This window comes from Nonomuraea jiangxiensis (assembly GCF_900099965.1).
Lineage (GTDB): Bacteria > Actinomycetota > Actinomycetes > Streptosporangiales > Streptosporangiaceae > Nonomuraea > Nonomuraea jiangxiensis.
On record NZ_FNDJ01000001.1, the window covers coordinates 647503 to 669787 of the forward strand.

The 22285-nt window shown below is 71.9% G+C and carries 18 protein-coding genes; 7 read left to right on the top strand and 11 right to left on the bottom strand.

What is annotated here, in order from left to right; genetic code table 11:
* Positions 1 to 27: 27 nt before the first annotated feature.
* On the bottom strand, positions 28 to 1857 hold the full coding sequence (locus BLS95_RS02700) for an ABC transporter ATP-binding protein (RefSeq protein WP_090928729.1): 1830 nt from the start codon (positions 1855 to 1857) through the stop codon (positions 28 to 30).
* Positions 1857 to 3683 carry an ABC transporter ATP-binding protein gene (locus BLS95_RS02705; protein WP_245764776.1) on the bottom strand — a complete coding sequence of 609 codons (1827 nt, stop codon included), beginning with the start codon at positions 3681 to 3683 and terminating at the stop codon, positions 1857 to 1859. Before BLS95_RS02705 ends, BLS95_RS02700 begins: the two co-directional genes overlap by 1 nt.
* Positions 3684 to 4002: 319 nt before the next feature.
* Between BLS95_RS02705 and BLS95_RS02710 the strand changes: the two genes are divergently transcribed.
* Complete coding sequence (locus BLS95_RS02710; protein WP_245764777.1) at positions 4003 to 5151, top strand: hypothetical protein; 1149 nt, start codon at positions 4003 to 4005, stop codon at positions 5149 to 5151.
* A gap of 105 nt (positions 5152 to 5256) precedes the next feature.
* Here BLS95_RS02710 and BLS95_RS02715 read toward each other — a convergent pair whose 3' ends face one another.
* The 3 genes from BLS95_RS02715 to BLS95_RS02725 all read right to left on the bottom strand — a co-directional run bounded on the left by BLS95_RS02715 (position 5257) and on the right by BLS95_RS02725 (position 9711).
* Positions 5257 to 6840: an alpha/beta fold hydrolase gene (locus BLS95_RS02715; protein ID WP_090928735.1), complete on the bottom strand. Its 1584-nt coding sequence runs from the start codon at positions 6838 to 6840 to the stop codon at positions 5257 to 5259.
* 437 nt (positions 6841 to 7277) lie between these two features.
* Entirely contained in the window at positions 7278 to 8243 is a 966-nt protein-coding gene (locus tag BLS95_RS02720; protein ID WP_090928738.1) for a glycoside hydrolase family 11 protein, read from the bottom strand.
* Positions 8244 to 8511: 268 nt separating this feature from the next.
* A complete protein-coding gene (locus BLS95_RS02725) occupies positions 8512 to 9711 on the bottom strand; it encodes a phosphatidylinositol-specific phospholipase C1-like protein (protein WP_218135557.1) in 1200 nt (399 codons plus the stop codon).
* A gap of 232 nt (positions 9712 to 9943) precedes the next feature.
* Between BLS95_RS02725 and BLS95_RS58875 the strand changes: the two genes are divergently transcribed.
* A complete protein-coding gene (locus BLS95_RS58875; RefSeq protein ID WP_090928741.1) occupies positions 9944 to 10852 on the top strand; it encodes an alpha/beta fold hydrolase in 909 nt (302 codons plus the stop codon).
* On the opposite strand, the gene BLS95_RS02735 is transcribed toward BLS95_RS58875, so the two are convergent.
* Genes BLS95_RS02735 through BLS95_RS02750 form a run of 4 tightly spaced genes read right to left on the bottom strand, consistent with a single transcriptional unit; the run spans position 10849 to position 13968 of the window.
* Positions 10849 to 12045 (bottom strand): alpha/beta hydrolase family protein, encoded by a 1197-nt coding sequence (locus BLS95_RS02735; RefSeq protein WP_090928742.1) that lies wholly within the window; start codon positions 12043 to 12045, stop codon positions 10849 to 10851. The two genes, BLS95_RS58875 and BLS95_RS02735, sit on opposite strands and share 4 nt — an antisense overlap.
* Entirely contained in the window at positions 12042 to 12689 is a 648-nt protein-coding gene (locus BLS95_RS02740; protein WP_090928745.1) for a hypothetical protein, read from the bottom strand. The genes BLS95_RS02735 and BLS95_RS02740 overlap by 4 nt, the downstream gene beginning before the upstream one ends.
* Positions 12686 to 13573 (bottom strand): ABC transporter ATP-binding protein, encoded by an 888-nt coding sequence (locus BLS95_RS02745; protein ID WP_090928747.1) that lies wholly within the window; start codon positions 13571 to 13573, stop codon positions 12686 to 12688. Before BLS95_RS02745 ends, BLS95_RS02740 begins: the two co-directional genes overlap by 4 nt.
* Entirely contained in the window at positions 13570 to 13968 is a 399-nt protein-coding gene (locus BLS95_RS02750; RefSeq protein ID WP_090929192.1) for a GntR family transcriptional regulator, read from the bottom strand. The genes BLS95_RS02745 and BLS95_RS02750 overlap by 4 nt, the downstream gene beginning before the upstream one ends.
* 160 nt (positions 13969 to 14128) lie before the next feature.
* Between BLS95_RS02750 and BLS95_RS02755 the strand changes: the two genes are divergently transcribed.
* Complete coding sequence (locus BLS95_RS02755) at positions 14129 to 14698, top strand: LysR family transcriptional regulator substrate-binding protein (RefSeq protein ID WP_090928749.1); 570 nt, start codon at positions 14129 to 14131, stop codon at positions 14696 to 14698.
* A gap of 103 nt (positions 14699 to 14801) precedes the next feature.
* On the opposite strand, the gene BLS95_RS02760 is transcribed toward BLS95_RS02755, so the two are convergent.
* Positions 14802 to 16229 carry a M20/M25/M40 family metallo-hydrolase gene (locus BLS95_RS02760; protein ID WP_090928752.1) on the bottom strand — a complete coding sequence of 476 codons (1428 nt, stop codon included), beginning with the start codon at positions 16227 to 16229 and terminating at the stop codon, positions 14802 to 14804.
* Positions 16230 to 16505: 276 nt separating this feature from the next.
* On the opposite strand from BLS95_RS02760, the gene BLS95_RS02765 reads away from it, so the two are divergent.
* From BLS95_RS02765 to BLS95_RS02780, 4 genes are all read left to right on the top strand, one after another.
* Positions 16506 to 17081 carry a dihydrofolate reductase family protein gene (locus tag BLS95_RS02765; protein WP_090928754.1) on the top strand — a complete coding sequence of 192 codons (576 nt, stop codon included), beginning with the start codon at positions 16506 to 16508 and terminating at the stop codon, positions 17079 to 17081.
* Positions 17082 to 17233: 152 nt separating this feature from the next.
* Entirely contained in the window at positions 17234 to 18016 is a 783-nt protein-coding gene (locus BLS95_RS57545; protein WP_090928757.1) for an Ada metal-binding domain-containing protein, read from the top strand.
* A 98-nt stretch (positions 18017 to 18114) separates the two neighbouring features.
* Complete coding sequence (locus tag BLS95_RS02775; RefSeq protein ID WP_090928759.1) at positions 18115 to 19503, top strand: amino acid permease; 1389 nt, start codon at positions 18115 to 18117, stop codon at positions 19501 to 19503.
* A 145-nt stretch (positions 19504 to 19648) separates the two neighbouring features.
* Positions 19649 to 21112, top strand: a complete 1464-nt coding sequence (locus tag BLS95_RS02780) for a serine/threonine-protein kinase (RefSeq protein ID WP_090928762.1) — start codon at positions 19649 to 19651, stop codon at positions 21110 to 21112.
* Positions 21113 to 21122: 10 nt separating this feature from the next.
* Here the strand turns inward: BLS95_RS02780 and hutI are convergent, their stop codons facing one another.
* Positions 21123 to 22277, bottom strand: a complete 1155-nt coding sequence (gene hutI / locus BLS95_RS02785; RefSeq protein WP_090928765.1) for an imidazolonepropionase — start codon at positions 22275 to 22277, stop codon at positions 21123 to 21125.
* Between the last annotated feature and the right edge of the window lie 8 nt (positions 22278 to 22285).

Genomic DNA, 22285 nt, shown 5'->3' on the forward strand with positions numbered 1-22285 from the left:
CCCGAACCCGACCCCCGAGGCAGGCCCTCACTCGTCGGGCGAGGTGACGGAGACGAACCCGGTGCCCGCTCGGTAGTTGGGGGACTGGTGGCGGAAGTAGGTGTTGTAGACCTCGCAATAGCGCCCCCCGCGCGCCAGCAGCGTCGCGTGGTCGCCTTCCTCCACGATCCGCCCGTGATCCAGCACGATGATCCGGTCGACGTGCTCGATCGTGGACAGCCGGTGCGCGATGACGATCGAGGTCCGCCCGGCCAGCACCACGTCGAGCCCCTCCTGGATCTGCGCCTCGGTCAGCGGGTCCACGCTCGCCGTGGCCTCGTCCAGCACCACGATCGCCGGATCCTGGATCAGCAGCCGGGCCAGCGCCACGAGCTGGCGCTGGCCCATGGACAGTGCCCGGCCGTGCTCGCCCACGTCCGTCCGCAGGCCGTTCGGCAGGGCGTCGATCCAGTCGCCGCCGCCCACCGCCGCCGCGGCCGCCTGCACCTCCTCGGGGCTCGCGTCCGGTCTCGGGTAGCGGATGTTGTCGGCGACAGTGCCGCTGAACAGGAACGGGATCTGCGGCACCGCGCCGATCTGCCGGCGGTAGCCGCCCAGGTCGAGGGAGCGGATGTCCTGGCCGTCGATCAGCAGCCGCCCGTCCTGGAACTCGTAGAAGCGCGTGATCAGCTTGCTCAGCGTCGATTTCCCGGCCCCGGTGTGGCCCACCAGCGCCACGCTCTCTCCGGCCTCGATGAGCAGGTCGAAGTCGCGCAACACCGGCTGGGCGGGGTCGTAGCCGAACGTGACGCCCTGGAACTCGATGCGGCCCGCCAGCTTCCCCGCCGGCCGCGCGTCGGTCTGCACCACCCGGGGCGGCGCGTCGATCAGGGCGAACACGCGCTCGGAGGCGGACAGGCCCTGCTGGAACTGAGACCAGAAGGCGGCGATGGACGTCAGCGGGAACCAGAAGAGGGCCACGCCCTGGAGGAACAGGTACCAGTCACCCGCCGACAGGCCGCCCGCGAGCACGGTCGTGCCGCCCAGTTGCACCAGCCCCACCGTGGCGAGCCCCGCCACCAGGAACAGCACGGGGAAGATGCTGGAGAAGACGAACCCCTGCCGGAGCGTCACCTGGTAGCTCTGCCGGTTGATGGGCCGGAACTCGTCGTAGACCTGCCGCTCCTGGCGGAAGTTCTTCGCCACCGCGATGCCGCCCATGGTCTCCTGCAGGTTGGCGTTGACCCGGCTCAGCGAGCGCTGCGCCCGGCGGGTGCTGATCCTGGCCACCCGCCGGAAGAGCAGCGCGATGCCCACCACGATCGGCACCACGAGCAGCGTCAGCAGGGCCAGCTCGACGCTGCGCATGAACAGCAGGACCGTGACGAAGCCCACCATCAGCACCTGGCTGATCAGGTCCATGGTCAACGTGGACACGGTGGCGAAGTCGTCGGTGTCGGACGTCACCCGGCTGACGATCTTGCCGGACGGCGTCTCGTCGTAGAACGACAGGTCCCGCGCCAGCACCGCGTCGAACGCGTCTTCGCGCAGCCGCAGCACGATGTCGCCGGTGACCCGCGCGCTGTTCCACTGCCGGACGAAGTTGAACACCCAGGAGAGCGCGCCGGCGAGCAGGATCGCCACCGCGAGCTGCCAGCCCACCGCGGCGATGGTGCCGTCGGCGATCGCGTCCACGCCTTCACTGACCAGCAGCGGGATGGCCGCCTGGGCCGCGGAGTTGAGCACGATCATGGCCGCGACCAGGAGCATCGTGCCCAGTTTGGGCCGGAAGTATGACATGATCCGGCGCAGCAGGTCACGATCGCCGTAGGTGCGGTCGTAGTCTTCGGCGTCCAGGCCGTCCATGATGAAGCCCATCAGCGAGCCCCTCCCTGCTCCCCGGCCAGGACCGGCCGCTCGTCGCCCATGTCGACCTCGTCGTAGTGGGCGAAGACCCGCCGGTAGAGGCGGCTGCGCGCGATCAGCTCGTCATGCGTGCCGAAGTCGGCCACCTCGCCCCGGCGGAGCAGCAGGACCTTGTCCGCCCACCGGATCTGGGAGAGGCGGTGGGTGATCAGCAGTGTGGTACGCCCCTCCAGGATGCGCCCGATCGCCTGCTGGATTTTGTCCTCGGTCGCGGAGTCGATCGCGCTGGTCGAGTCGTCGAGGATGAGGATCGCCGGGTCGGTCAGCAACGCCCGCGCGATGGCCAGCCGCTGCCGCTGCCCGCCCGAGAGCGTGACGCCGCGCTCGCCGATGACGGTGTCGTATCCCTCGTCCAGCTCGCTGACGAACTCGGCGGCCTGGGCGTCCTCCGCCGCCCTGACCACGGCCTCCTGATCGGCCCGCTGGCCGAGGCCGAAGGCGATGTTCTCGGCCACGGACCGGGAGAACAGCACGATGTCCTGCTCGATGGTGGAGATCTGGGACCGCAGCGAGTCGAGGTCCCAGTCGCGTACATCCACGCCGTCGACGAGGATCCGGCCCGCGGTCACGTCGTAGATCCGGGGGACCAGCTTCGTCAGCGTGCTCTTGCCCGACCCGGTCTCCCCGACGATCGCCACCGTCTCTCCCGGCCGCACGGTGAACGTCACCCCGCGCAGCGCCGGCTCCCCGTCGTCGGCGTAGCCGAACGTCACGTCCTCGAAGACGATCTCCCCGCTGATCGGCGCGGCGTGCCCGTCCGGCCGCTGCTCGATCTCGCTCTCGGAGTTGATGATGCCCAGGATGCGGCGGGAGGACACGATGCCGATCTGGACCAGGGAGAACGTGAAGATCGAGATCTGCGTCGGGAAGGCGAGCATGCCCATGAGCCCCATGAACGCCACCAGCTGCCCGACGGTGATCTCCCCGGCGGCCTGGAGGGCCAGGCCGTGCCACAACGCCCCCGCCATCGCGAACGCGAACAGCAAGGTAGGCAGGTAACGGGCCTGGACCAGCCCATTGCGTACGAACGAGTCGCGGTAGCGGCGCGCGTCGGCCCGGAACCGGCCCCGCTCCTGCTCCTCCTGCGCGGTCACCTTGATCACCTCGATGCCGCGCACCGCCTGGTTGAGCCCCGCGTTGAGATCGCCGAACTGCTCCCGCATCCGCGTCGACACCGGGTTGAGCTGCCTCATGTAGTGCCAGAGCGCGAACGCGAACACCACCGAGAACACCCCCGGCACCAGCAGCAGCCGCGGATCGAGCATCGCGATGAAGGCCAGCCCCACCAGCCCCTGGAAACCCGAGTCCACGATCAGGTCGGCACCCGGTGTGACCATGACGGACAGTTGCCGGATGTCGTTGGCGGCCCTGGCCATCAGGTCCCCGACCCGCTGCCGGCTGTGGAAGGTCTGGCTCTTGCCCAGCAGGCTCACGTAGAGCTCGTCGCGGGCGTCCCGCTCCAGCCGCTTGGCCAGCACCTCGCTCGACAGCCGCGCGACCAGGTCGAACAGCCCCCTGGCCGTCACGATGGCGAGCAACGCCCACGCGATCAGCCCGAGCGCGTCCAGCGGCTCACCCCGCACGCCCAGCACGGCGTCGAAGGCGTCACCGGTGAGCTGGGGAACCATGCCGTTGAGCGCCACCATGACCAGCGATCCGCCGAGGAACCCGGCCAGGTGCAGGGGATGTCGGCGCAGGTGGGACCAGAGCCAGCGCACCGGCCCTCGCCGGTCGTAGCCCGGACCGGAAACGGTGAACTCTGTAGTGCCGGTGGTCACAGAACCAGCCCCCCCGAGCCAGGTGCTAGGTGAAACTTCGAACCTGCTTTCTATCACCGGGCACCGACAATTCCCATCGCTTTTCGCTGCCCCCGAACCCCGGACACGAACCCGCGAGGAGAGCTTGCCGGGTCGCCCGCCCGCCCGCCGGGTACGCTGGTGCACGGCGTCCGTCCGCGCCCAACCTCCGGCGATCCGCCCCAGCCGGGTCACTCCAGGAGGCAAAGGGAGGTCCACCTCCCGGCCGGGGCTTCGTTGCCGATCGTGCGCCCACCGCATCGGTCGCTGGGGGATCGCGGGCGGGCCGCGGGAGACGATGATGACCAAGCGAGCCGACTTCAAGCGGCGCGTGCGCGCCCGGATGGCCAAGACCGGCGAGTCGTACGCGACCGCCCGCAGCCGCCTCCTCGCCGACGAGCCGGGCACGGCCGCCGCCACCCCCGCCGCGGCCGAGATGGCGGCGGCCCTGCACGTGAGCAACGGCGATGCCACGGACCTGGCCGGGACCGGGCTCGCGGAACGCGTGCTCTACTGGCGTGACGTCCTGCACGAGGGGCCGGTGCCCGCAGTTGGGCCCGAGGAGCTCCGCCGGATCAGGGTCGGCTTCCTGGCCGGGGCAGGCGTGGCCGACCGCGCGGAGAGCGCCGCCATGTTCGCCGAACGGGACCGCACCCTGGAGGCCAACCGCGACGGCGAGTACGTCCTGTGGTTCGAGGCGGACCTGTACGACCAGCTGCAGATCATCCAGATCCTCGCCCGCCTGGCCGAACTCGGCGTGCCGGCGCGGCGTATCACCCTGATCTGCATCGGCGAGCACCCCGGCATCGCCCGCTTCGGCGGCCTCGGCCAGCTGACTGCCGAGCAGTTGCGCGAGCTGCCCGCCACGAACGCGTGCGCCCGGCTGACCCCCGCCGCGCTCCGGCTCGCCACCGACGCCTGGGCCGCCTTCCGGGCGCCGACCCCGGACGGGCTGCGTGCCGTGGCCGGCAGCCGCTCGGGTGAGCTGCGGTTCCTGGGCGAGGCGTTCGACCGGCTCAGCCGGGAGTACCCGGCGACCAGGGACGGGTTGTCGCTGACCGAGCGGCGGATCCTGGCCGCCGTCGCCGACGGCGCGACCTCGGCCGAGACGGCGTTCGTCCGCGCCGGGGCCCGGGAGACGCGCCCGTACCTGGGAGACACCTCGTCCTTCGCGATGATGGACCGGATGGCGAGCGCCCCCGTCCCGCTGCTGAGCATCGAGCCGGCGGACCGTCGGGTCGATCGCGGCACCGGCCTGCGGCTGACCGGCACCGGGGCACGGGTGCTCGCCGGGGCGGCGGACCACGTGACGCTCAACGGCATCGACCGGTGGATCGGCGGGGTGCACCTGCGCGGGCGCCGCGTGCCGTGGCGCTGGGACGACGGCACCGAAACCCTCATCCGTCCGCCCGAGGCCGACCCGCAGGACCCACCCCACCCCACTCCCTGACCGCCGGCCACCACGCCACCGCCCGGGGACGCCTGGTGGGGCCGGGTGCGCGTACCGTCACGCCGCGGCCCGGCGCCGGCTGTCACGCCGGCGCCGGGCCGGACGTCAGCGGGCGGTCACGGCCGGGCTTACGACCGGAGTCGCGGCGGGGCCCGACCAGGGGAGCCGGTCCGTGGGCCACTGCTCGGATCGGTTCTTCAGCAGGCTCGCGACAGTGCCCACCTGGCAGCGGAAGTCCGGCGGCGGCACCGTCAGCGAGATCAGGTACGCGTCGATGGGCTCCGTGCTGCACCTGTCCTTGCCGTAGATGCGGTGACCCCAGCCCTCATAGGTGAGCAGCGTCGCCTTCGGGCCGAGCTGGCGGGCGACGTTGGCCGACCAGATGTGCGGGGTGGAGGGGTCGTGCAGCGAGTTGCCCAGCAGCAGCGGGGCACTGCCGGTGTAGCGCAGCCGGTGCTGCGGGTTGGTGGTGGGGTGGTTGAGGCAGACCGGCAGGTCCTCGATCGGCATCGGGTTGTAGCTCATGTCGGGGGCCAGGCGGTTGGAGCTGCGCATGAGCGCGGCGTACTCGTCGTAGTCGCGCACCCGCAGGTTGTAGTCCTGGCAGAGGATGGCGGTGGGCAACTCCGCGACCTCGCCCGACACGGGCTGCCGGCCGGGCAGCGGCGGGACCCACGACGGCGGCGGGCCGCCGTCCAGGGCGTTCAGCATCTCGCTCAGAAGCTGCCAGGCGGGGCCTTCGGTGCCCAGCACGCCCTGCCAGAGCACCTGCACCTCGGTCATCGGGCGGTCGGGGACGCCCGGGTAGTACAGCTCGCCGGCCCGCGCCTTGGCGCGCAGCCCCGCCCACACGGCCCGGACGTCCCGGCCGTGCAGGGCACAGCTGGGCTCCTGGTCGCACCAGCCGACGAACTGGTCGAACGCGTCCTCGACCGCCGCGGCCTCGGTGTCGAGGAAGTCCTTGACGTTCAGGCTGTGGTCCATGTTGCTGTCCAGGGCGAGTGCCCGGACGCGGTGCGGGTACAGCTCGGCGTACATCTGGCCCATCAGCGTGGCGTACGAGACGCCGTAGAACGTCAGCTTCTCCTCGCCGAGGGCGGCGCGGATGGCATCCATGTCACGGGCGACGTTGACCGAGTCGACGTGGTCGTACAGGGGACCGGTACGGGCGCGGCAGTCCGCGCGCAGCTTCTTGGTGTACGCGGTCCACCGGTCGAAGTCGGCCTGGCTGGTCATGACCGCGTGCGGCATCTGGTTGTACACCGACGCCGAGCAGATCACCGGATGGCTGCGGCCCACGCCGCGCGGGTCGAAGCCGACGATGTCGAAGTGCCGCTGCAACTCCTCGGTGAACTGGCCGGGAGCGGCGTAGGCCATCTCCACGCCGGAGCCGCCGGGGCCGCCCGGGTTGACCAGCAGGGACCCGACCCGGGCCGCGGGATCGGTGGCCTTGCGCCGGGCCAGCGCCAGGTCGACGGTCGGGCCCCACGGCCTGGACCAGTCGATCGGCACGGCCACCGTGCCGCATTCGGCCTCCGGCTCCTCTTCACAGGGCGCCCAGGTGATGCCGCGCTTCCCGGTCTCCGCGGCAGCGGGCGGTGCGGCGGCCGCGTTCGCGGCCGTGGACAGGGGTAAAAGCCCTGCCGCCACCACGAAAGCGGCTGTGAGCAGGGAAAATCCTCTTCGCACATTGCTCCAATCGTCGTCGGCCCGCGCCGGTACGGCACCTGGCCGGCTTGATCATCCCCGTCGACGGCTCCGAACCCGGGCCGTCGGTATGCCCGGCCGCTGTGCCCGGCCGAGCCCACGACCATCAAAGCGGAGCGGTAATCATTTCGTACGCGCTATTACGAAATTTCCGGACAACCGTGTGTCGGGTTTCTGGCACAAACCCGACAAACAGCACGCCACCCGGGCGATGGGAGCATTGGCGGGCCGGCGAATCCCGCGTGATCTTGCCGGCTGCCCGGCGGGATCACCGCGCCGTCGCAGCCCATTGGCAACGGCGCGGGACAGGAGGTTCACGAAACAGAGGCTCGTCCTCACGGGCGAGCTGGAACGTGCGTGTGGCGCGGCGGTCGGGGGCCGCCGCGCCACAGGGGTGCGGTGTTGCGGGCGTTCGGAGGTCAGCCGGCGCTGCAGGAGACCGTCGGCCAGGTCGAGTTGCCGTTGTGCTGGATCGTCACCCCCCAGTTGTTGCCGCTGCCGTTGGGCCTGGCGGTCAGCACCTGGGCGCTGGGGTAGCTCGCGCTGATGTTCCAGGTGGCGATGACCCGCGCAGGGGACGGCACGTTCATCGTCACAGTCCAGTTGCTCGATCCGCTGACCGCGACGTTGAGGTTGTAGCGGTCGCTCCACTGCTGGCCGGCGCTCAGGGAAGCGGTGCAGCCGCCGGGGCTGGGGCCGGGGCCCGAGCCGGAGCCGCCGATCGTGATGTTGGAGCTGCCGCTGCTCTGGTATCCCTCGGTCCCGAGGATCATGTAGTCGTGGCTGCCCAGGCTCATGCCGTAACGGGCCCACGCGTCGAAGTGGTTGCCGGTGGTGATGGTTCCGCCCGTCTTCTTCGACTGCCGGACGCTCCAGTACTGGTTGAAGGTCCTCGTGCCCTCGATGGAGGGGGCGTTGTAGCGCGTCGTCTGGTAGACGTCGTACGTGCCGCCGTCGGTGGTCACCGTGCCCTTGTACGTCCCCGTGGGCCGGTAGGTGCCCCAGTTGTCGACGACGTAGTACTCCACGAGCGGGTTCCTGGTCCACCCGTAGAGCGCCAGGTACGCGTTGCCCGACGGACTGAAGCTGCCCGAATAGCTCACGCTCCTGCGTCCGCCGGTGCTCCAGCCCTTGCCGGCGACGGTGCTGTAATTTCCGCCGGAGCCCAGCTCCATGGAGACCGATCCGGGACTGTCGGTCCAGAACGAATAGAAGTATCCGTTGTTGTTGCCGGTCTGGTTGCTGGTGATGGGGGCCGCGCTGGCGATGCCGGGCAACATCGCGACGGCCACGACCAGCGTCACGGCCAGGGTGCAGACACGGCCGGCGAACAGCCTGGTGCTGCCGCGTCTGAGGCGTTCGGGGTGGGCGGGTTCGCCGTTCATGTGCGTGCTTCCTCCTCATGCAGGCTGGCGGGGCGTCACGCAGAAACTATCGGCATGTCGGCGAAAGTATCGGCGTCGTCCTGTCGGGTTGTCAACGTGCCTCGACGGGCTGTGAAGAGCCTGTTGACCCGTCCATCCTGGTTAACGGTTCGATGCGACCCACCGAATTCGCGGACAGGAGTATGAAAGTTTCTCTTTAGGGCCGAAATATGGCGCCGCATGCGAAGAGGCGGCCGCCCGCATCCGGACGGCCGCCTCTCGGGGTGTGTCAGCGGGAGGAGGTGGGCTCCAGCCGGTCGTCGCGGCAGTTGCGCGGCGCGCTCACCGGGTTGCAGCGCACCACGCGCCCGCCGGGAAGCTCGGCCACGAAGTCGCTGTCGTAGCGGGCGGCCATGCCGACGCTCGGGAAGTCCGTCGTCACCATCTGCGCGCCGCTGGCCAGGGCGGTCTGGACCCGGGCGAAGTCCTCGTCGATGACCGACTGCAGCGGCTCGTCCGAGCGGGTGCGGACGAAGTAGCCGCGCTTGACCAGGTCGCGGATGGTCGCCTCGTTGGCGCCGCGCGGGTCGTTGACCATCGTGATCGCAGCGTCGGCGTCGCCGGGGTTGCCTCGGGTGAAGACCGCGCGGCCCTGGAGGCTGGGGTGCCCGTCGAGGTACATGTCGCGGATCGTGCCGGGGCCGCCGTTGTCGAAGAAGAACATCACCTTGCCGCGTGCCCAGTCGAGGTCCGGCCAGCCGTACTTGAGGATCGACTGCTCCAGCGTCAGGCCGGGCCGGCGCAGGTCGTCGGCGGTGATCAGCTGCGACTCGGAGAACACCGAGCGGATCTCCTGGTCGATGCCGTCCAGCAGCGCGCGGTCCCACGGCGGGCTGACCGCGCCGCCCGCCTGCTCGAGACGGTTGTCGGTCTCCTTGAGCTCCAGCTGCAGGATGACCGGCACGTGCTCGGGGTGGGCCTTCGACCACTTCCTCACCTGCTGGAGGCAGGACACGAAGGTCCGGCAGGTGGAGTTGACGTCCAGGTCGGCGACGTGCATGACCTTCATGCCGGGGGCGGCCATGGCCGGGTCCTCGACCGGGCCGAGTCCGGCCAGCTTGCGGACGAGCGGGTAACGGTAGAGACCGCCGTCGGGGTCGGGCAGCAGGTCCAGTTCCACGGCTCGTACGTGCTGCCGGCCGAGCAGGTCGGCGATGGACGCGTGCGAGTAGAAACCCCACGACGGGTATGTGGGGTCCATCCTGAGCGCCTGGGCCAGCTCGGCCCCCTGCAGCTCACGGTGGTAGGCGTTGTGGGCGCCCATGAACTGGATCTCGTTCATCCGGGTCTTACTGGCCGACGCGGTGGCAGTCGCCGGGGTCGCGGCCTGGTTCGTCCGCGCGGAGACGGCGGGCGGCACGACGGCGGTCGTGATGACCGTGGCGAAGGCGGCGGCGAGCATGGCGCCGAGGCTTGCGCGGGAGATCATTGGTCCTCCAGAGGTGACAACCCCCGCAGGCTAGGAAGCCGTCATGTCCCCCCAGTGCCGTCCGCCCCCCGGGTGATCATCACACATGTGAATCTTGCCTGAATTGGGCGAGAGCCCGGAACGGATCAACGCTACGCCGTGGATCCCCTTGCCGCCACCGCCCGACATGGAGGGATGCTTCACTCCCTTAAGCTCTCTAATATTCCTACTACAGGGAGCGTTAGAGAGTGATATGAGCGGCATCTACTCGACGAGCGCGGGCGCCCAGGCCGTCGAGCGGCACTACCGGGACCTGCTCGGCCGGTGGCCGGTGGCGGGCGAGCACGTGCGCGTGCCGACGGCGCGGGGCGAGACGTTCGTGGTGGCCTCCGGGTCGGCGGACGCGCCGGCGCTGCTGCTCCTGCACGGGTCAGGGGCCAACAGCGCCATGTGGCTGGGCGACATGGCCACTTGGGCCCGGCACTTCCGGGTGTACGCAGTGGACATGATCGGCGAGCCGGGGCTGAGCGCGCCGGCCCGGCCGCCGCTCGCTTCGGACGCGTACGCGTGCTGGCTCGACGACGTGCTGGCCGGGCTCGGGGTGGCGCGGGCCTCGATCGTCGGCGTCTCGCTCGGCGGATGGCTGGCCCTCGACTACGCCGTCCGGCGGCCGGGGCGGGTGGAACGGCTCGCGCTGCTCTGCCCCAGCGGCCTCGGCCGGCAGCGATGGTTGCCCCTGCTGGGCGCGCTCCCGCTGACGCTGCTCGGTGAGGGTGGCCGCCGCCGCGCGATGCGCCGGATCCTCGGCCCGGCCGCCCGCGTCCCACCGGGCGGCACGGTGGCGGAGGGGCTGGGCGAGTTCGCGCTGCTGGTCCACAGGCACTTCCGGTCCCGCAGGGGCAAGGTGCCGGTCTTCGGGGACGAGGCGCTGCGCGGGCTGGACGTGCCCCTGCTCGTGGTCGTCGGCGGCCGGGACGCGCTGCTCGACTCCTATGACACCCGCCGCCGCCTCGCCCGCCTCCTCCCGCACGCCGACGTACGGCTCCTTCCCGAGGCCGGACACCTGCTTCCCGCCCAGACCCGGGAGATCCAGGACTTCCTGGAGCCCGCCGCCGGGCCCGGCCGGGAAACGGGCGCCCATGACCAGGCGTTCGGCGGTTAGATGGCCTCCCGATCCAGGATCGGCGGCACGGGAGCGCCGCGCAGCCGGCTGTCGAAGAAGCCGACCAGCGCCTGCCGGATGACGGCCGTCGCCTCCGGCCCCGGCCTGTCGCCGAAGTTCGTCGCCCAGGTGTCGCGGCCCATGCGCAGGTCCAGCCGGGCCCGCGCGGCCCACAGTCCCAGGTCCGCGAAGGCGTAGTGGCCGGCCCCGGTGACGGAGATGACGCGGTGCCAGCCGCGCAACGCCGGCAGGAACGTCGCCCAGCTCGGGTCGCGCTCCGGCGTGTGCCAGGGAGAGCGCAGGATCAGGAAGGGTTTGTCCAGGCCCTTGGTCGCGACCGGCCCGGCGACCAGCCCGTCGAGGTCGGCGGCGGCGTCGACGCGCGGATCCTCGGCCGCGGCCTGGGCGGCGGTCGCGCCGCCGAGCGAGTGGCCGAAGGCGCCGACCCGGCCCAGGTCGAGGGCCGTGGCGAGACCGGCGGGCACCCGCCCCTGGAAACGGTCAGGCCGGGCCAGCGCGTCCAGCACCGCGCGCAGGTCGGCCACCCGGACCGCCACCTGTGGCCCGGCCGACAGGTGGGGCGCGGCATCCGGATCGGCCGGCTCCGGCTTCGAACGCTCGATCAGCGACCCGTCGAGCCGCTGCACCTCCAGGCCGTCGCCGGGATGGTCCAGCGCCACCACCACGTACCCGTGGCTGGCCAGCTCCTGCGTCAGGGCCGTGTTGTCGGTACGGTTGCCGCCGTCACCGGGCGAGAACAGCAGCACGGGCCGGCGACCCGCCGCCACCGGGGCGCCCAGGGAGGCGTGGGTGGGCAGGTTCGCCAGCGCCGCCGGCGGGAAGCCGTAGCGGGCCGCCATGTGCCGGGCCGCCGCCTCGCCGAGATAGGCGGCTGGCGCACCGGCTTCGGCGGTCGGATACCACAGCTGGAGCAGGATCTCGCGGGGCCGTCCTGACCGCCACGGATCGGGCCGGTCGTCCTGGACGAGCCGCAGCACCGCCGTACCGACCTTGTGCGGGCCCGACGGCGCCGGCAGCGAAAGCCGGAAGTCGGCCGGGGCCGAGGCCCATGCGACCGTCCGGTCCACCAGGTGCAGGTTGACGGCGATGAGGCCGGCCAGCGCCAGCGCCCACAACCACAGGTAGAGGCGCGGTTTCGTACGGCCCCCCACCGGCCACGGAAACGCCTTCATGAGCGCCCCTCCGCCAGCCGGAAGCAGACGGCGGCGAGCCCGCCGGCCAGGGCCAGCAGCGCGGCGCTCATGACGAGCTGGGCCGGCCAGAAGCGGGCGGCCCAGCCGGTGTCGCCGAACCGGACCACGTCCAGCAGGCCCGTGACCGCCAGGACGACCGCGATGGCGCCACCGACCGTCGGCAGGAGCCGCCGCAGGACGGCCCCGAGCGTCGCCGCGGCGACGACGGTGAACACGGCCAGCGCGTACGGCACGAAGCCATGGCCCAGGAAGTAGTCGGTGCCGGGCACGGGAATCGTGGCCGGGCGAACGCCGACGACCGCGTTCAGCAACGTCTGCATCACGACGGAGGCGCTCACCGCCAGCCCCACGTGCATGCCCAGCCGCAGCGCCAGCCAGCGCCGGCGGGTGACCGACTGGGTCCAGGCCAGCTCGTGCGTTCCCTGCTCGTACTCGCGGGCCAGCAGCGGCGCGCCGAGCAGCAGGGCGATGAACACCAGCAGGTAGGGCGAGAGCCCCGCCGTGAGGCCGTCGAGCGAGGGCGCCCGCCACCGCTCGACCCCGGCCAGGACGCCGTAGGCCGCGAGGATCCCGGCCAGGCCCAGCGCCGCGCCCCTGGCCTGCCGCCAGGCCACCCAGATCATGCCGCCACCACCTTCGGCAGCGCGGAGACCTCGGGATTGCGGAGGTAGGCCAGCACGATCTCCTCCAGGCCAGGCTCCCTGGCGATCCAGCGGGGATCGAGGTGCGGACCGGCCAGCCGTACCAGCGCGGTCGCCTGCCGGCCCCTGCCCCCTCGCGCGACCACCGTGTGGGGCCCCTCGTCGAGGGCTCCGGCCAGGTCGGCGGGGCCGTTGAGCGCGACGTGCGAGGCCCGGACGTCGTCCACCTCGCCGGCCAGCTGGACGCGGCCGCCCTGGAGGAGGACGAGATAGTCGCAGGCGTCCTCCAGGTCCGACAGCACGTGCGAGGACAGGACGACGGTCAGGCCGCGTTCCTCCGTCACCGTCATGAGGTCGCGCATCACGTCGTGGCGGCCGAGCGGGTCCAGGTTGGCCACCGGCTCGTCGAGGATCACCAGGTCGGCGCCCTTGGCCAGCGCGAGGGTCAGCGCCACCTGCGCCCGCTGGCCGCCGGAGAGCTGCCCGGCCCGGATGCCCGGCTCGATCCCCAGGCCGTCCAGGCGCGAGCGCGCGAAGGCCGCGTCGAAGCGGGGGTTGAGCTCGCGGGCGTACCGGATGAGCTCGGTCACGGTGAACCGGTTGTAGAGCGGCTTGTCCTGCGGGAGGAACGCCACCGTCGGCAGGCCCGCCGGGTCGGTGGGGGAGCGCCCGAACACGCGGACCTCGCCCTCGCTGGGCCCCAGCAGGCCGGCCAGGAGGCGCAACAAGGTGGTCTTGCCCGCGCCGTTGGGCCCGATCAGGCCCACCACGCGCCCCGCCGGCACGGCCAGCGAGCAGTGGCGTAACGCCCACCGCCGCCCGTAGCGCCGGCCGGCCTCCGTCACGAGCACCGCGGGAACGCTCATGCGGAACGCTCCTGCGCCCCGTACACCTCGCGGAGCGTCGTGCTGACGAGCGCGCGCACGTCCTCGGCGGCCAGCCCCGCGTCGCGGGCCGCCACCATCCAGGTGGCCAGCCGGGTGCGCAGGCGCGGGTGGTCGGGCACGGCGGCCGGGGGCGTCCCGGCCTGGACGAACGTGCCCACGCCGGCCCGGACCTCGACCAGTCCGGCGTGTTCCAGCTCGCGGTAGGCCTTGAGAACGGTGTTGGAGTTGATGCCGAGGGCGGACACGACGCTCTTCGCGGTCGGCAGCTGGTCTCCTGGAAGGAGCAGGCCGAGGCGCAGCGCCTGCTCCACCTGCTGCACGAGCTGCAGGTACGGTGCCAGGCCGGCACGGCGGTCGAGATGGAATTCGATCACGAGGCCCACGGTAGATCACTAAAGTGATAGGTGTCTAGTTCTTTATGAGAGTCGCTGTCCGGGGTGGGTCGCCAGTATTCCGATGCCGAATAGTGTCATCGAAAAGACGCCCTTAACACGGATCACACCGCTACCTACCGTTTGGTCAGGCCGATAAGACATGGACTGGCTGGGGGTCACGTGGCCGTTGACGCTGTCTCTCGACGTAACATCCTGCGACTCGGCGCCGGCATGGGCGGCGCGCTCGCGCTGGGCCCACTGCTGGCCGGTCCGGCGGAGGCGGCCGCTGTGGCGCGAGACGCTCGCGGTCGTGCACCCTCCCGATCACCCGCTGGCGGACTTACCCGACCCGCTGCCGGTGGCCGCCGTGGCGGCGTTCCCGCTGATCACGATCGGCCGGCTGGGCTCGTCGGAGGAGCTCGGCTTCGAGACCTACCAGGCGTTCCGGGAGCAGGGCTTCGAGCCGGAGGCCGTACAGGCCACCAACCAGCCGCAGACGCTGATCTCCCTGGTACGCGCCAACCTCGGGATCGGTGTCACCAACCGGCTGGCCGTGGCCACGGCCGACACCCGCGGCGTGCGGGTGCGCCGCCTCGACGCGCCCGGCGGCCGGCGGGTGGCGGTGCACTGGGACGCGACCCGCCCCCTCACCCCGGCCGCGCGCACCCTCCTGCGCGAGATCCTCCTTACGCCGGTGCCACCGGACACCGAACCGCTTGTACCCGAATGACGGGAACGGCGCGGCGCGCCTCGTGACCTCGGTTCACGGCGGGCGGTGCCGGGGCAGCGCCCGCCGTACGGGTCCGTCCGGTCGGCTGGAAGCGGCCGGTCCGCTAGGCGCGGCCGGGGAAGCTGACGGGGCTGCGGTTACCCGCCTTGTCGACCGCCCGTACGCCGAAGAAGTAGTTGTCCTTGAAGATGTTCTTCAGTGAGACCGTGGTGACGTTGCCGACCTCGATGGTCTTCGTCCATTCCGGGTCGGTCGTGGCCCGCATCACGACCTCGTAGCCGGCCAGGTCGGGCTCGGTGTTGGCGATCCAGGTGAGCGTGGTGTCGGTGTCGAAGCCGCTGCTGTCCATCACGGTGCCGCCGGGCGCGGCCGGGGCGAGCGCCAGGGAGGCGAGCGAGATGGCGTTCACCCGGGCCACCCGGGCGATGTAGTCGAAGTCGCAGAACTCGGGCAGGTCGCCGATCTGCACGCCGTTCTCCACCCGGACGTTCTGGTGCTGGTGGCGCCAGTCCTCGTTGGTCTCGGTGAACCGCGCCGCGGCGTAGCCCCGCTCCAGGAACGGGATGTGGTCACCGCCCCGGCCGAACCGGTCACGGCGGTAGACCATCATCACCTTCATGCGGGTGGCGTCGTTCTCGGCGACCTCCTTGACGTACCTGGCGAGCTGGCGGGCGAGCGACTCGGTCTCGCCGCCGCCGTACCGCCGCCAGTCGGCCTCGGCCGGCGCCGGGGTCGAGGGCAGCCCCTCGGCGAAGATCCGCACGGTGCGCGGGTCGCGGATGCCGTTCTGCCCCACGGAGCTGCCGATGATGTCGTTGGTGAACATGCCGGCGATGTTGCGATTGGCCTGCTTGGCCTGCTGGGCGAAGTAGGTGGACCCCCACAGGCCCTGCTCCTCGCCGGCGACGGCCATGAACACGATGGTCGCGTCGAACGTCCGGGTCGCCATCACCCTGGCCATCTCCAGTACGGCGGCCACGCCGGAGGCGTCGTCGTTGGCCCCCGGCGCGTCGCTGGTGAAGTCGGTGACCCCGGTGGGCATCGAGTCGTAGTGGCCGCTCACCACGTAGGTACGGGCGGCCGACTCGGTCTGGGTGCCGTGCAGCGTCGCCACGACGTTGGTGACCGGGGTCGGCTGCGGGTAACGCGGGGGCTGGGCCGGCTGGACGAAGGACTGCAGCTCCACGGTCATCCGGCCGCCGGACGGCGCCGCAGCCTTCTTGAACTCCTCGAACAGCCAGTCCCTGGCGGCGCCGATGCCACGGGTGGGGTCGTCCTGCGCGGAAAGGGTGTTCCGGGTGCCGAACGAGACCAGCTTCAAAACGGTCCGCCTGATGTTCTGGGCGCTTATCTCGCGCAGCATGCGGCGTAATTCGGCGGCGGGTGCGTGGCCGCCGTTTCCGGTTGCCGCCGAGGCCGATGCCGGAGCCGCCGCCGCTCCGATGATGAGCGGTGTGCCGCCGACGGCCGCCGCTCCCGCGAGTGCCTGACGTCGAGTGAGTCCCTGGTCCTGCGAAGGCTGATGGTTCATGGTGCTCCTGCCTTTTGCGAGGGTGCCTAGATACCGGCCCCCCGAAAATATGCGCCCGAACTGACTCCGTCCAGATAGCTTGACAGATTTCGTTAATTGAGCGTCCGGGCCCGCGACCGGCCCATTACATTGCGCTCACGAGTTTCTCCGGCCGGGCCCGGAAAAAGCGCCGGATAAATGCTTCGCGGGAGATGTCGATCCGGGCCGCCCCCGATCGACGCGTCCGTGAGACGACAACCTGACGAGATCGAACCCTCGGGACACCAAGGAGATGTGATGGGCAACGTGGTGATGCACAACGTCGTATCGGTGGACGGCTTCATCGCCGACCTGGACGACCAGGTCGGCCCGCTGTTCGACTGGTACGGCAACGGCGACGTCGAGCTCGGCCAAGGCGTGGGGCGGGTCTCCAAGGTCTCCGCCGACTACGTCCGGCCCATCTGGGCGGGACTCGGGTGCCTGGTGATCGGGCGCCACCTGTTCGACACCACCAACGGCTGGGAGGGCAGGCCGCCGGCCGGTGACCACGTCGTCGTGGTGTCGCACCGGTCCAAGCCCGAGGGGTGGCACCCGGAGGCCTCGTACCACTTCGTCGACGGCGTGGCGGAGGCGGTCGCGAGGGCCAAGGAGCTCGCGGGCGAGCGCACGGTCGGCGTCGCGGCGGGCGACCTGGGCGGGCAGGCGCTCGCCCTCGGCCTGGTGGACGAGGTGGCGATGGACGTCGTACCGGTGGTCTTCGGCTCGGGCAAGCGGTATTTCGGGTCGGTCGACGCCCAGCACCTGCTCGACGACCCGCACGTGGTGATCCAGGGCGACCGGGTGCTGCACCTGCGCTACCGCGTCCGCCATTAGGGGCGACGCGCGTCCGCCGCGCCCAGGTCTCGGTCTCCCGGGCTCGGCGCGACGTCCGAATACCGCCGGAGCCGGCGGCCCGCGTGGCGCTATACCTGGTGGAGGGCGAGCCACCCGACCCGTGAGGAGTTCCTGTCGACACGCCCGGCTCCATGTACACGCTGACCGGCCCGGACGGCCGCCCGTACCCGAGTCCGACCCCCGGGGCGCTGGGCGGTCACCGGCGGGGCCGCCTGTACGGGCGGCTGGACTGCCCCTCGGCCCTGCGTGCCCTCGCCCGCGGCGGCTACCAGCGGCAACGGGTCTTCTTCGCCGACGAGACCACCGCGCTCGCCGCCGGCTACCGGCCGTGCGCGGTATGCCTGCCGGACGAGTACGCCCACTGGAAGGACCCCCAAGCCCTCGATGCGGCCCAGGCCCACGACCCGGCCCCGCCCAGGCACACCGAGGCCGAAGTGGCCACGCTGGTGGACCTGCTCACCGGGCGGCGGCCCCGGGTCGAGACCGTCACGCTCGGCCACGGGCGCGACGCCGCCTCGACCGCGGCCGTCCAAGCGTTCGCCCAAGCATGGGAGGGCCGTGGCGGGCACATCCTGGCGGTCGTCACCTGGCCGGAGGAGGCGGCCTCCTGGTTGCGCCCGGCCACCCGCTTCGCCGCGGGCGACCCCGATGCCTGGGTGGTCGCGGGCGCCGCCCCTGGGTGGGCAGGGATGAGCCGCCGCCTGCGGCACAGCACCGCCTGGGACCCGGCGCGGACCTTCGCCTTCGCCTCGATCGGCGGCATCGAGACGTTGCGCCTGGCCGGCCCCGGCACCCTGGACGGACTGCGCGGGGCCTGCGCCGACGGCGGCACCTGGCGGATCGGCCGCCATTCCATCACCCACCACGGCCCTGACGCCCTTGGGGCTTCGCCGCCCGCAGGCCCTGACCGGTGAGGCGCCTGGTCCGAGGTGGCGCGTCGTGTCGGAGGACTGGGCGCGTGCCGGGAGGGCAAAGTGGACGCACGGGCGGATGAGCGATCGGTGGGGGTGTCATGGTCGGTTCGCGCAGTGTCTTCCGGCGCAAGCCCGTGGACCAGATCGCCACCGAGCACGAGGGAGACCTGTCCAGGTCGCTCGGCCTCTGGCAGCTCACCGCCATCGGCGTGGGCGGGATCATCGGGGCGGGCATCTTCACCCTGGCCGGGGCGGTCGCCAACGAGACCGCCGGGCCGGCGGTGCTGGTGTCGTTCCTCATCGCGGGGATCGCCAGCGTCGCCGCGGCCTTCTCCTACGCCGAGTTCGCGGGCCTGATCCCGAAGGCCGGGTCCGCCTACACCTACGGGTACTCGGTGCTGGGAGAGATCGTCGGCTGGTTCATCGGCTGGGACCTGCTCCTGGAGTACACCGCGATCGTCGCCGTGGTGGCCATCGGCATCTCCGGCTACTTCGGCTTCCTCGTCCAAGGGCTCGGCGTCTCGCTGCCCGCGTGGATGCTCGGCGCGCCCGGCACCGGCGCGGGGCACGTGGTGGACCTGTTCGCGGTGCTGCTGTGCCTGCTCATCGCCTTCCTGCTGAACCTCGGCATCCGCACCGCGGCCAGGGCCGAGACGTTCGTGGTGGCCGTCAAGGTCGCCGTCGTGCTGCTGGTGGTCGTGGTCGGCTTCTTCCACATCGACCCGGCCAACTACACGCCCTTCTTCCCGTACGGCTTCGGCGGCGCGGTCACCGGGGCGGCCACCGTGTTCTTCGCGGTGTTCGGCTACGACGCGATGAGCACCGCGGCCGAGGAGTCGCGCGACGCGCGGCGGCACATGCCCAGGGCGATCGTCTACTCGCTGGCCATCTCCATGGTCCTGTACGTGCTGGCCACGCTCGTGCTCACCGGCATGCAGAACTACCGGCGGATCGACCCGGAGAGCGGCTTCTCCTCGGCCTTCGCCGCGGCCGGCCTGTCCGGGCTGGCCTCCGTGATCGCGGTGGGGGCCATCGTGGGCATCCTCACGGTCATGTTCACGTTCATGCTCGGCGTCACCCGGGTCTGGTTCTCGATGAGCCGGGACGGGCTGCTGCCCGGGTGGTTCGCCAGGCTGCACCCGGTACGGCGGGTGCCCACGCGGGTCACCTGGATCGTGGGCGCGGCCTCGGCGGGGATCGCCGGGTTCCTGCCCATCCGCGAGGCGGCCGAGCTGACGAACATCGGGATCCTGCTGGCCTTCGTGGTCGTGTGCGTGGCGGTGATCGTGCTCCGCCACCGCCGGCCCGACCTGCCGCGAACGTTCCGCACGCCGGGCATGCCGGTGGTGCCGGCCATCGGAGTGATCTTCTCGATCTGGCTGATCACCTTCCTGGACCCGGTGACGTGGCTGCGCTTCGCCGTCTGGTTCGCGGTGGGTGCGGTCGTCTACTTCGCCTACGGCCGGCGGCACTCGCGGCTCGCGTAATCTCTTCTCCGACCGGCGGCTTGCCGCGCGCTCGCGCTCATCGTTGCTTACTGTGCAGGGCAAGGAAGGACTACGGGATGATGTCCGGGCCGGTGCGCGGGCGAGCGCGGCGGCCCAGGAAGAGCCACGGAGGATGACGTCGGGGATGAGCGCTCAGACGCAGGAGCATCTCGGCCCGTACCGGGTGATCGGGAAGATCGGCGAGGGCGGCATGGGAGTCGTTCACCTGGGGCTCGACGGCGGGGGCCGGGAAGTCGCGATCAAGGTGCTGCACCCGCACGTGGCCGCCGATCTCAAGGCGCGCGACCGGTTGTCCCGTGAGGTGGAGACCATGCGGCGGGTCCGCAGCCCGTACGTGGCCCAGGTGATCGACGCCGAGCTGGCCGGCGACCGGCCGTACGTGGTGACCCGGTTCGCCGCGGGCCGCACGCTGGAGGACACCGTGCTGGCCCAGGGCCCGATGGCGCCGGACGAGATCGTCAGGCTCGCCCGCGGGCTCTGCCAGGCGCTGGTGAACATCCACGCGGCCGGCGTGATCCACCGGGACCTCAAGCCGTCCAACGTCATGCTGGTGGACGGGGAGCCGCTGGTCATCGACTTCGGCATCGCGCACCTGGTGAACGCGTCCCGGCTGACCCAGACCGGGATGATCGTCGGCACGCCGGGCTACCTGGCGCCGGAGATCATCCGGGCCTCGGAGATCACCCAGGCGGCCGACGTGCACGCGCTGGCCTCGACGGTGTTCTTCGCCGCCACGGGGCGGCCCCCGTTCGGGACGGGGTCGTTCGAGGCGGTCTGCTTCAACACGATGGAGGGGCGGGCGCAGCTCGACCGGGCGCCGGCGTGGCTGCGCGACTGGCTGAGCCGGGCGCTGCAGGTCGATCCGGCGGCCCGGCCGAGCGCCGGGGAGCTGCTGCGGATGGTCGGGGCGCTCGATCCGGCGGCCCGCCAGGGCGGGCTCAGGAGGCTCGTGGAGCGTACGCTGACCATGGACCTGGTCTCCGACCTGCTGCCGCCGGTCGCCTACGGTCAGCGCGACCGGCCGCCCGCCCTGGCGCCGACCCGCCAGGAGGACCGGCCGCCCGCCCTGGCCCCCACCCGGCAGGAGGAGCGCCGCCCGGCCCCGGCCCCGAGGCAGCCCTTCGAGCTCCGGCGGTTCCTGGCCGGCAGCGGGTTCGTCGGGGTGCTGCTGCTCGTGACGCTGATGGCGGCGACCGTCGTCGTGCCGGTCGGCGTGGGCCTGCTGGCGGCGGCGATCTGGCTGGCGTTCCACGCCGGCGCCCACTACTTCGCCGACGACCGGCGGACCCTGCTCGTGACCGCGCTCATGACGGTCGGCCACCTGGTCCTGGCGCTGGCGTTCGGCACCGTCACGGCGGGCCTCCTGCACGCGGCCGACGTCCTCAGCCCCAGCCACGCGGAGTCGCTGGCCGCGGGCGCGTTCACGCTGGGGCTGTTCGTCCTGCCCGGCGCCGGTCCCGCGCGACGCGCCGCCGCGCACCTGCTCGCCCGGCTGCTCCCCGGCAGCAGGGCGACCGTGGTGTCGGTGGCCGTGATGGGGCCGGTCGCGCTGACGTCGGTGATCGTGGCCCTGGTCCAGGCCCTGTAAGCGGACCCGGTCAGAGGGGCAGGCGGACGCCGGCGCGCCACACGGCCGACACCAGCGGCACCCCAGGGCGGTAGGCGAGGTGGACGTGACTCGGCGCGTCGAGCAGCACCAGGTCGGCGCGGCAGCCGGGGGAGAGGCGGCCCACGTCCTCGCGCCGCAGCGCCCTGGCACCGCCCAGCGTGGCGGCGGTGACCGCCTCGTCCGGGGTCATGCCCATCTCCCGTACGGCGACCGCCACGCAGAACGGCATCGAGCTGGTGAAGCTCGACCCCGGGTTGCAGTCGGTGGACAGCGCCACCGTCACGCCGGCGTCGAGCAGGCGGCGCGCGTCCGGGTACGGCGACCGGGTGGAGAACTCCGCGCCCGGCAGCAGCGTCGCCACCGTCGAGCCGCTCGCGAGCGCGTCCACGTCGGCGTCGTCGAGATGGGTGCAGTGGTCGGCCGAGGCAGCTCCCAGCTCCACGGCGAGCCGCACGCCAGGCCCGGGCCCGAGCTGGTTGGCGTGGACGCGCGGGACCAGCCCGGCCTTCACCCCCGCGGCCAGCACGGCGCGGGCCTGGTCGCCGTCGAAGGCGCCGCGCTCGCAGAAGACGTCCACCCAGCGGGCGTGCGGGGCGCACGCCTCCAGCATGGGGCCGGTGACGAGCGCCACGTAGGCGTCCGGGTCCTCGGCGTATTCCGGTGGCACCACGTGCGCGCCCAGGTAGGTGACCTCGTCGGTGTGCTCGCCCGCGATCCGCAGCGAGCGCTCCTCGTCCTCGACCGTCAGCCCGTAGCCGGACTTGCACTCGATCGTGGTCGTCCCCTGACGCAGGGCCTCCCGCACGTAGCGGGCGACGTTGGCGGACAGGTCGGCGTCGGTGGCGGCGCGGGTGGCGGCCACGGTGGTGCGGATGCCGCCGGCCGTGTACGGCCGCCCCGACATCCGGGCGTTGAACTCCGCGGTACGGTCACCGGCGAACACCAGGTGCGAGTGCGAGTCGACGAAACCGGGAAGCGCGGCCCGGCCACCCGCGTCCACCCGCTCGTCGGCTGCCGGGACCCGGGCGGCGGGCCCGGCCCAGGCCACCCGGTCGCCGTCGAACACGACGGCGGCGTCCGTGATCGTGCCCAGCTCGGGATCGTTGGTCAGCAGGCTGCCGATGCCGGTGATGGCGACGGACATGAGAGGCG

Excerpts from the sequence above, each read along its gene's own strand:
- BLS95_RS02700 (WP_090928729.1), bottom strand. The coding sequence starts at position 1,857 with ATGGGCTTCATCATGGACGGCCTGGACGCCGAAGACTACGACCGCACC.
- BLS95_RS02710 (WP_245764777.1), top strand. The coding sequence starts at position 4,003 with ATGACCAAGCGAGCCGACTTCAAGCGGCGCGTGCGCGCCCGGATGGCC.
- BLS95_RS02720 (WP_090928738.1), bottom strand. The coding sequence starts at position 8,243 with ATGAACGGCGAACCCGCCCACCCCGAACGCCTCAGACGCGGCAGCACC.
- BLS95_RS02725 (WP_218135557.1), bottom strand. The coding sequence starts at position 9,711 with ATGATCTCCCGCGCAAGCCTCGGCGCCATGCTCGCCGCCGCCTTCGCC.
- BLS95_RS58875 (WP_090928741.1), top strand. The coding sequence starts at position 9,944 with ATGAGCGGCATCTACTCGACGAGCGCGGGCGCCCAGGCCGTCGAGCGG.
- BLS95_RS02735 (WP_090928742.1), bottom strand. The coding sequence starts at position 12,045 with ATGAAGGCGTTTCCGTGGCCGGTGGGGGGCCGTACGAAACCGCGCCTC.
- BLS95_RS02740 (WP_090928745.1), bottom strand. The coding sequence starts at position 12,689 with ATGATCTGGGTGGCCTGGCGGCAGGCCAGGGGCGCGGCGCTGGGCCTG.
- BLS95_RS02745 (WP_090928747.1), bottom strand. The coding sequence starts at position 13,573 with ATGAGCGTTCCCGCGGTGCTCGTGACGGAGGCCGGCCGGCGCTACGGG.
- BLS95_RS02755 (WP_090928749.1), top strand. The coding sequence starts at position 14,129 with ATGGACTGGCTGGGGGTCACGTGGCCGTTGACGCTGTCTCTCGACGTA.
- BLS95_RS02760 (WP_090928752.1), bottom strand. The coding sequence starts at position 16,229 with ATGAACCATCAGCCTTCGCAGGACCAGGGACTCACTCGACGTCAGGCA.
- BLS95_RS02765 (WP_090928754.1), top strand. The coding sequence starts at position 16,506 with ATGGGCAACGTGGTGATGCACAACGTCGTATCGGTGGACGGCTTCATC.
- BLS95_RS57545 (WP_090928757.1), top strand. The coding sequence starts at position 17,234 with ATGTACACGCTGACCGGCCCGGACGGCCGCCCGTACCCGAGTCCGACC.
- BLS95_RS02775 (WP_090928759.1), top strand. The coding sequence starts at position 18,115 with ATGGTCGGTTCGCGCAGTGTCTTCCGGCGCAAGCCCGTGGACCAGATC.
- BLS95_RS02780 (WP_090928762.1), top strand. The coding sequence starts at position 19,649 with ATGAGCGCTCAGACGCAGGAGCATCTCGGCCCGTACCGGGTGATCGGG.
- hutI (WP_090928765.1), bottom strand. The coding sequence starts at position 22,277 with ATGTCCGTCGCCATCACCGGCATCGGCAGCCTGCTGACCAACGATCCC.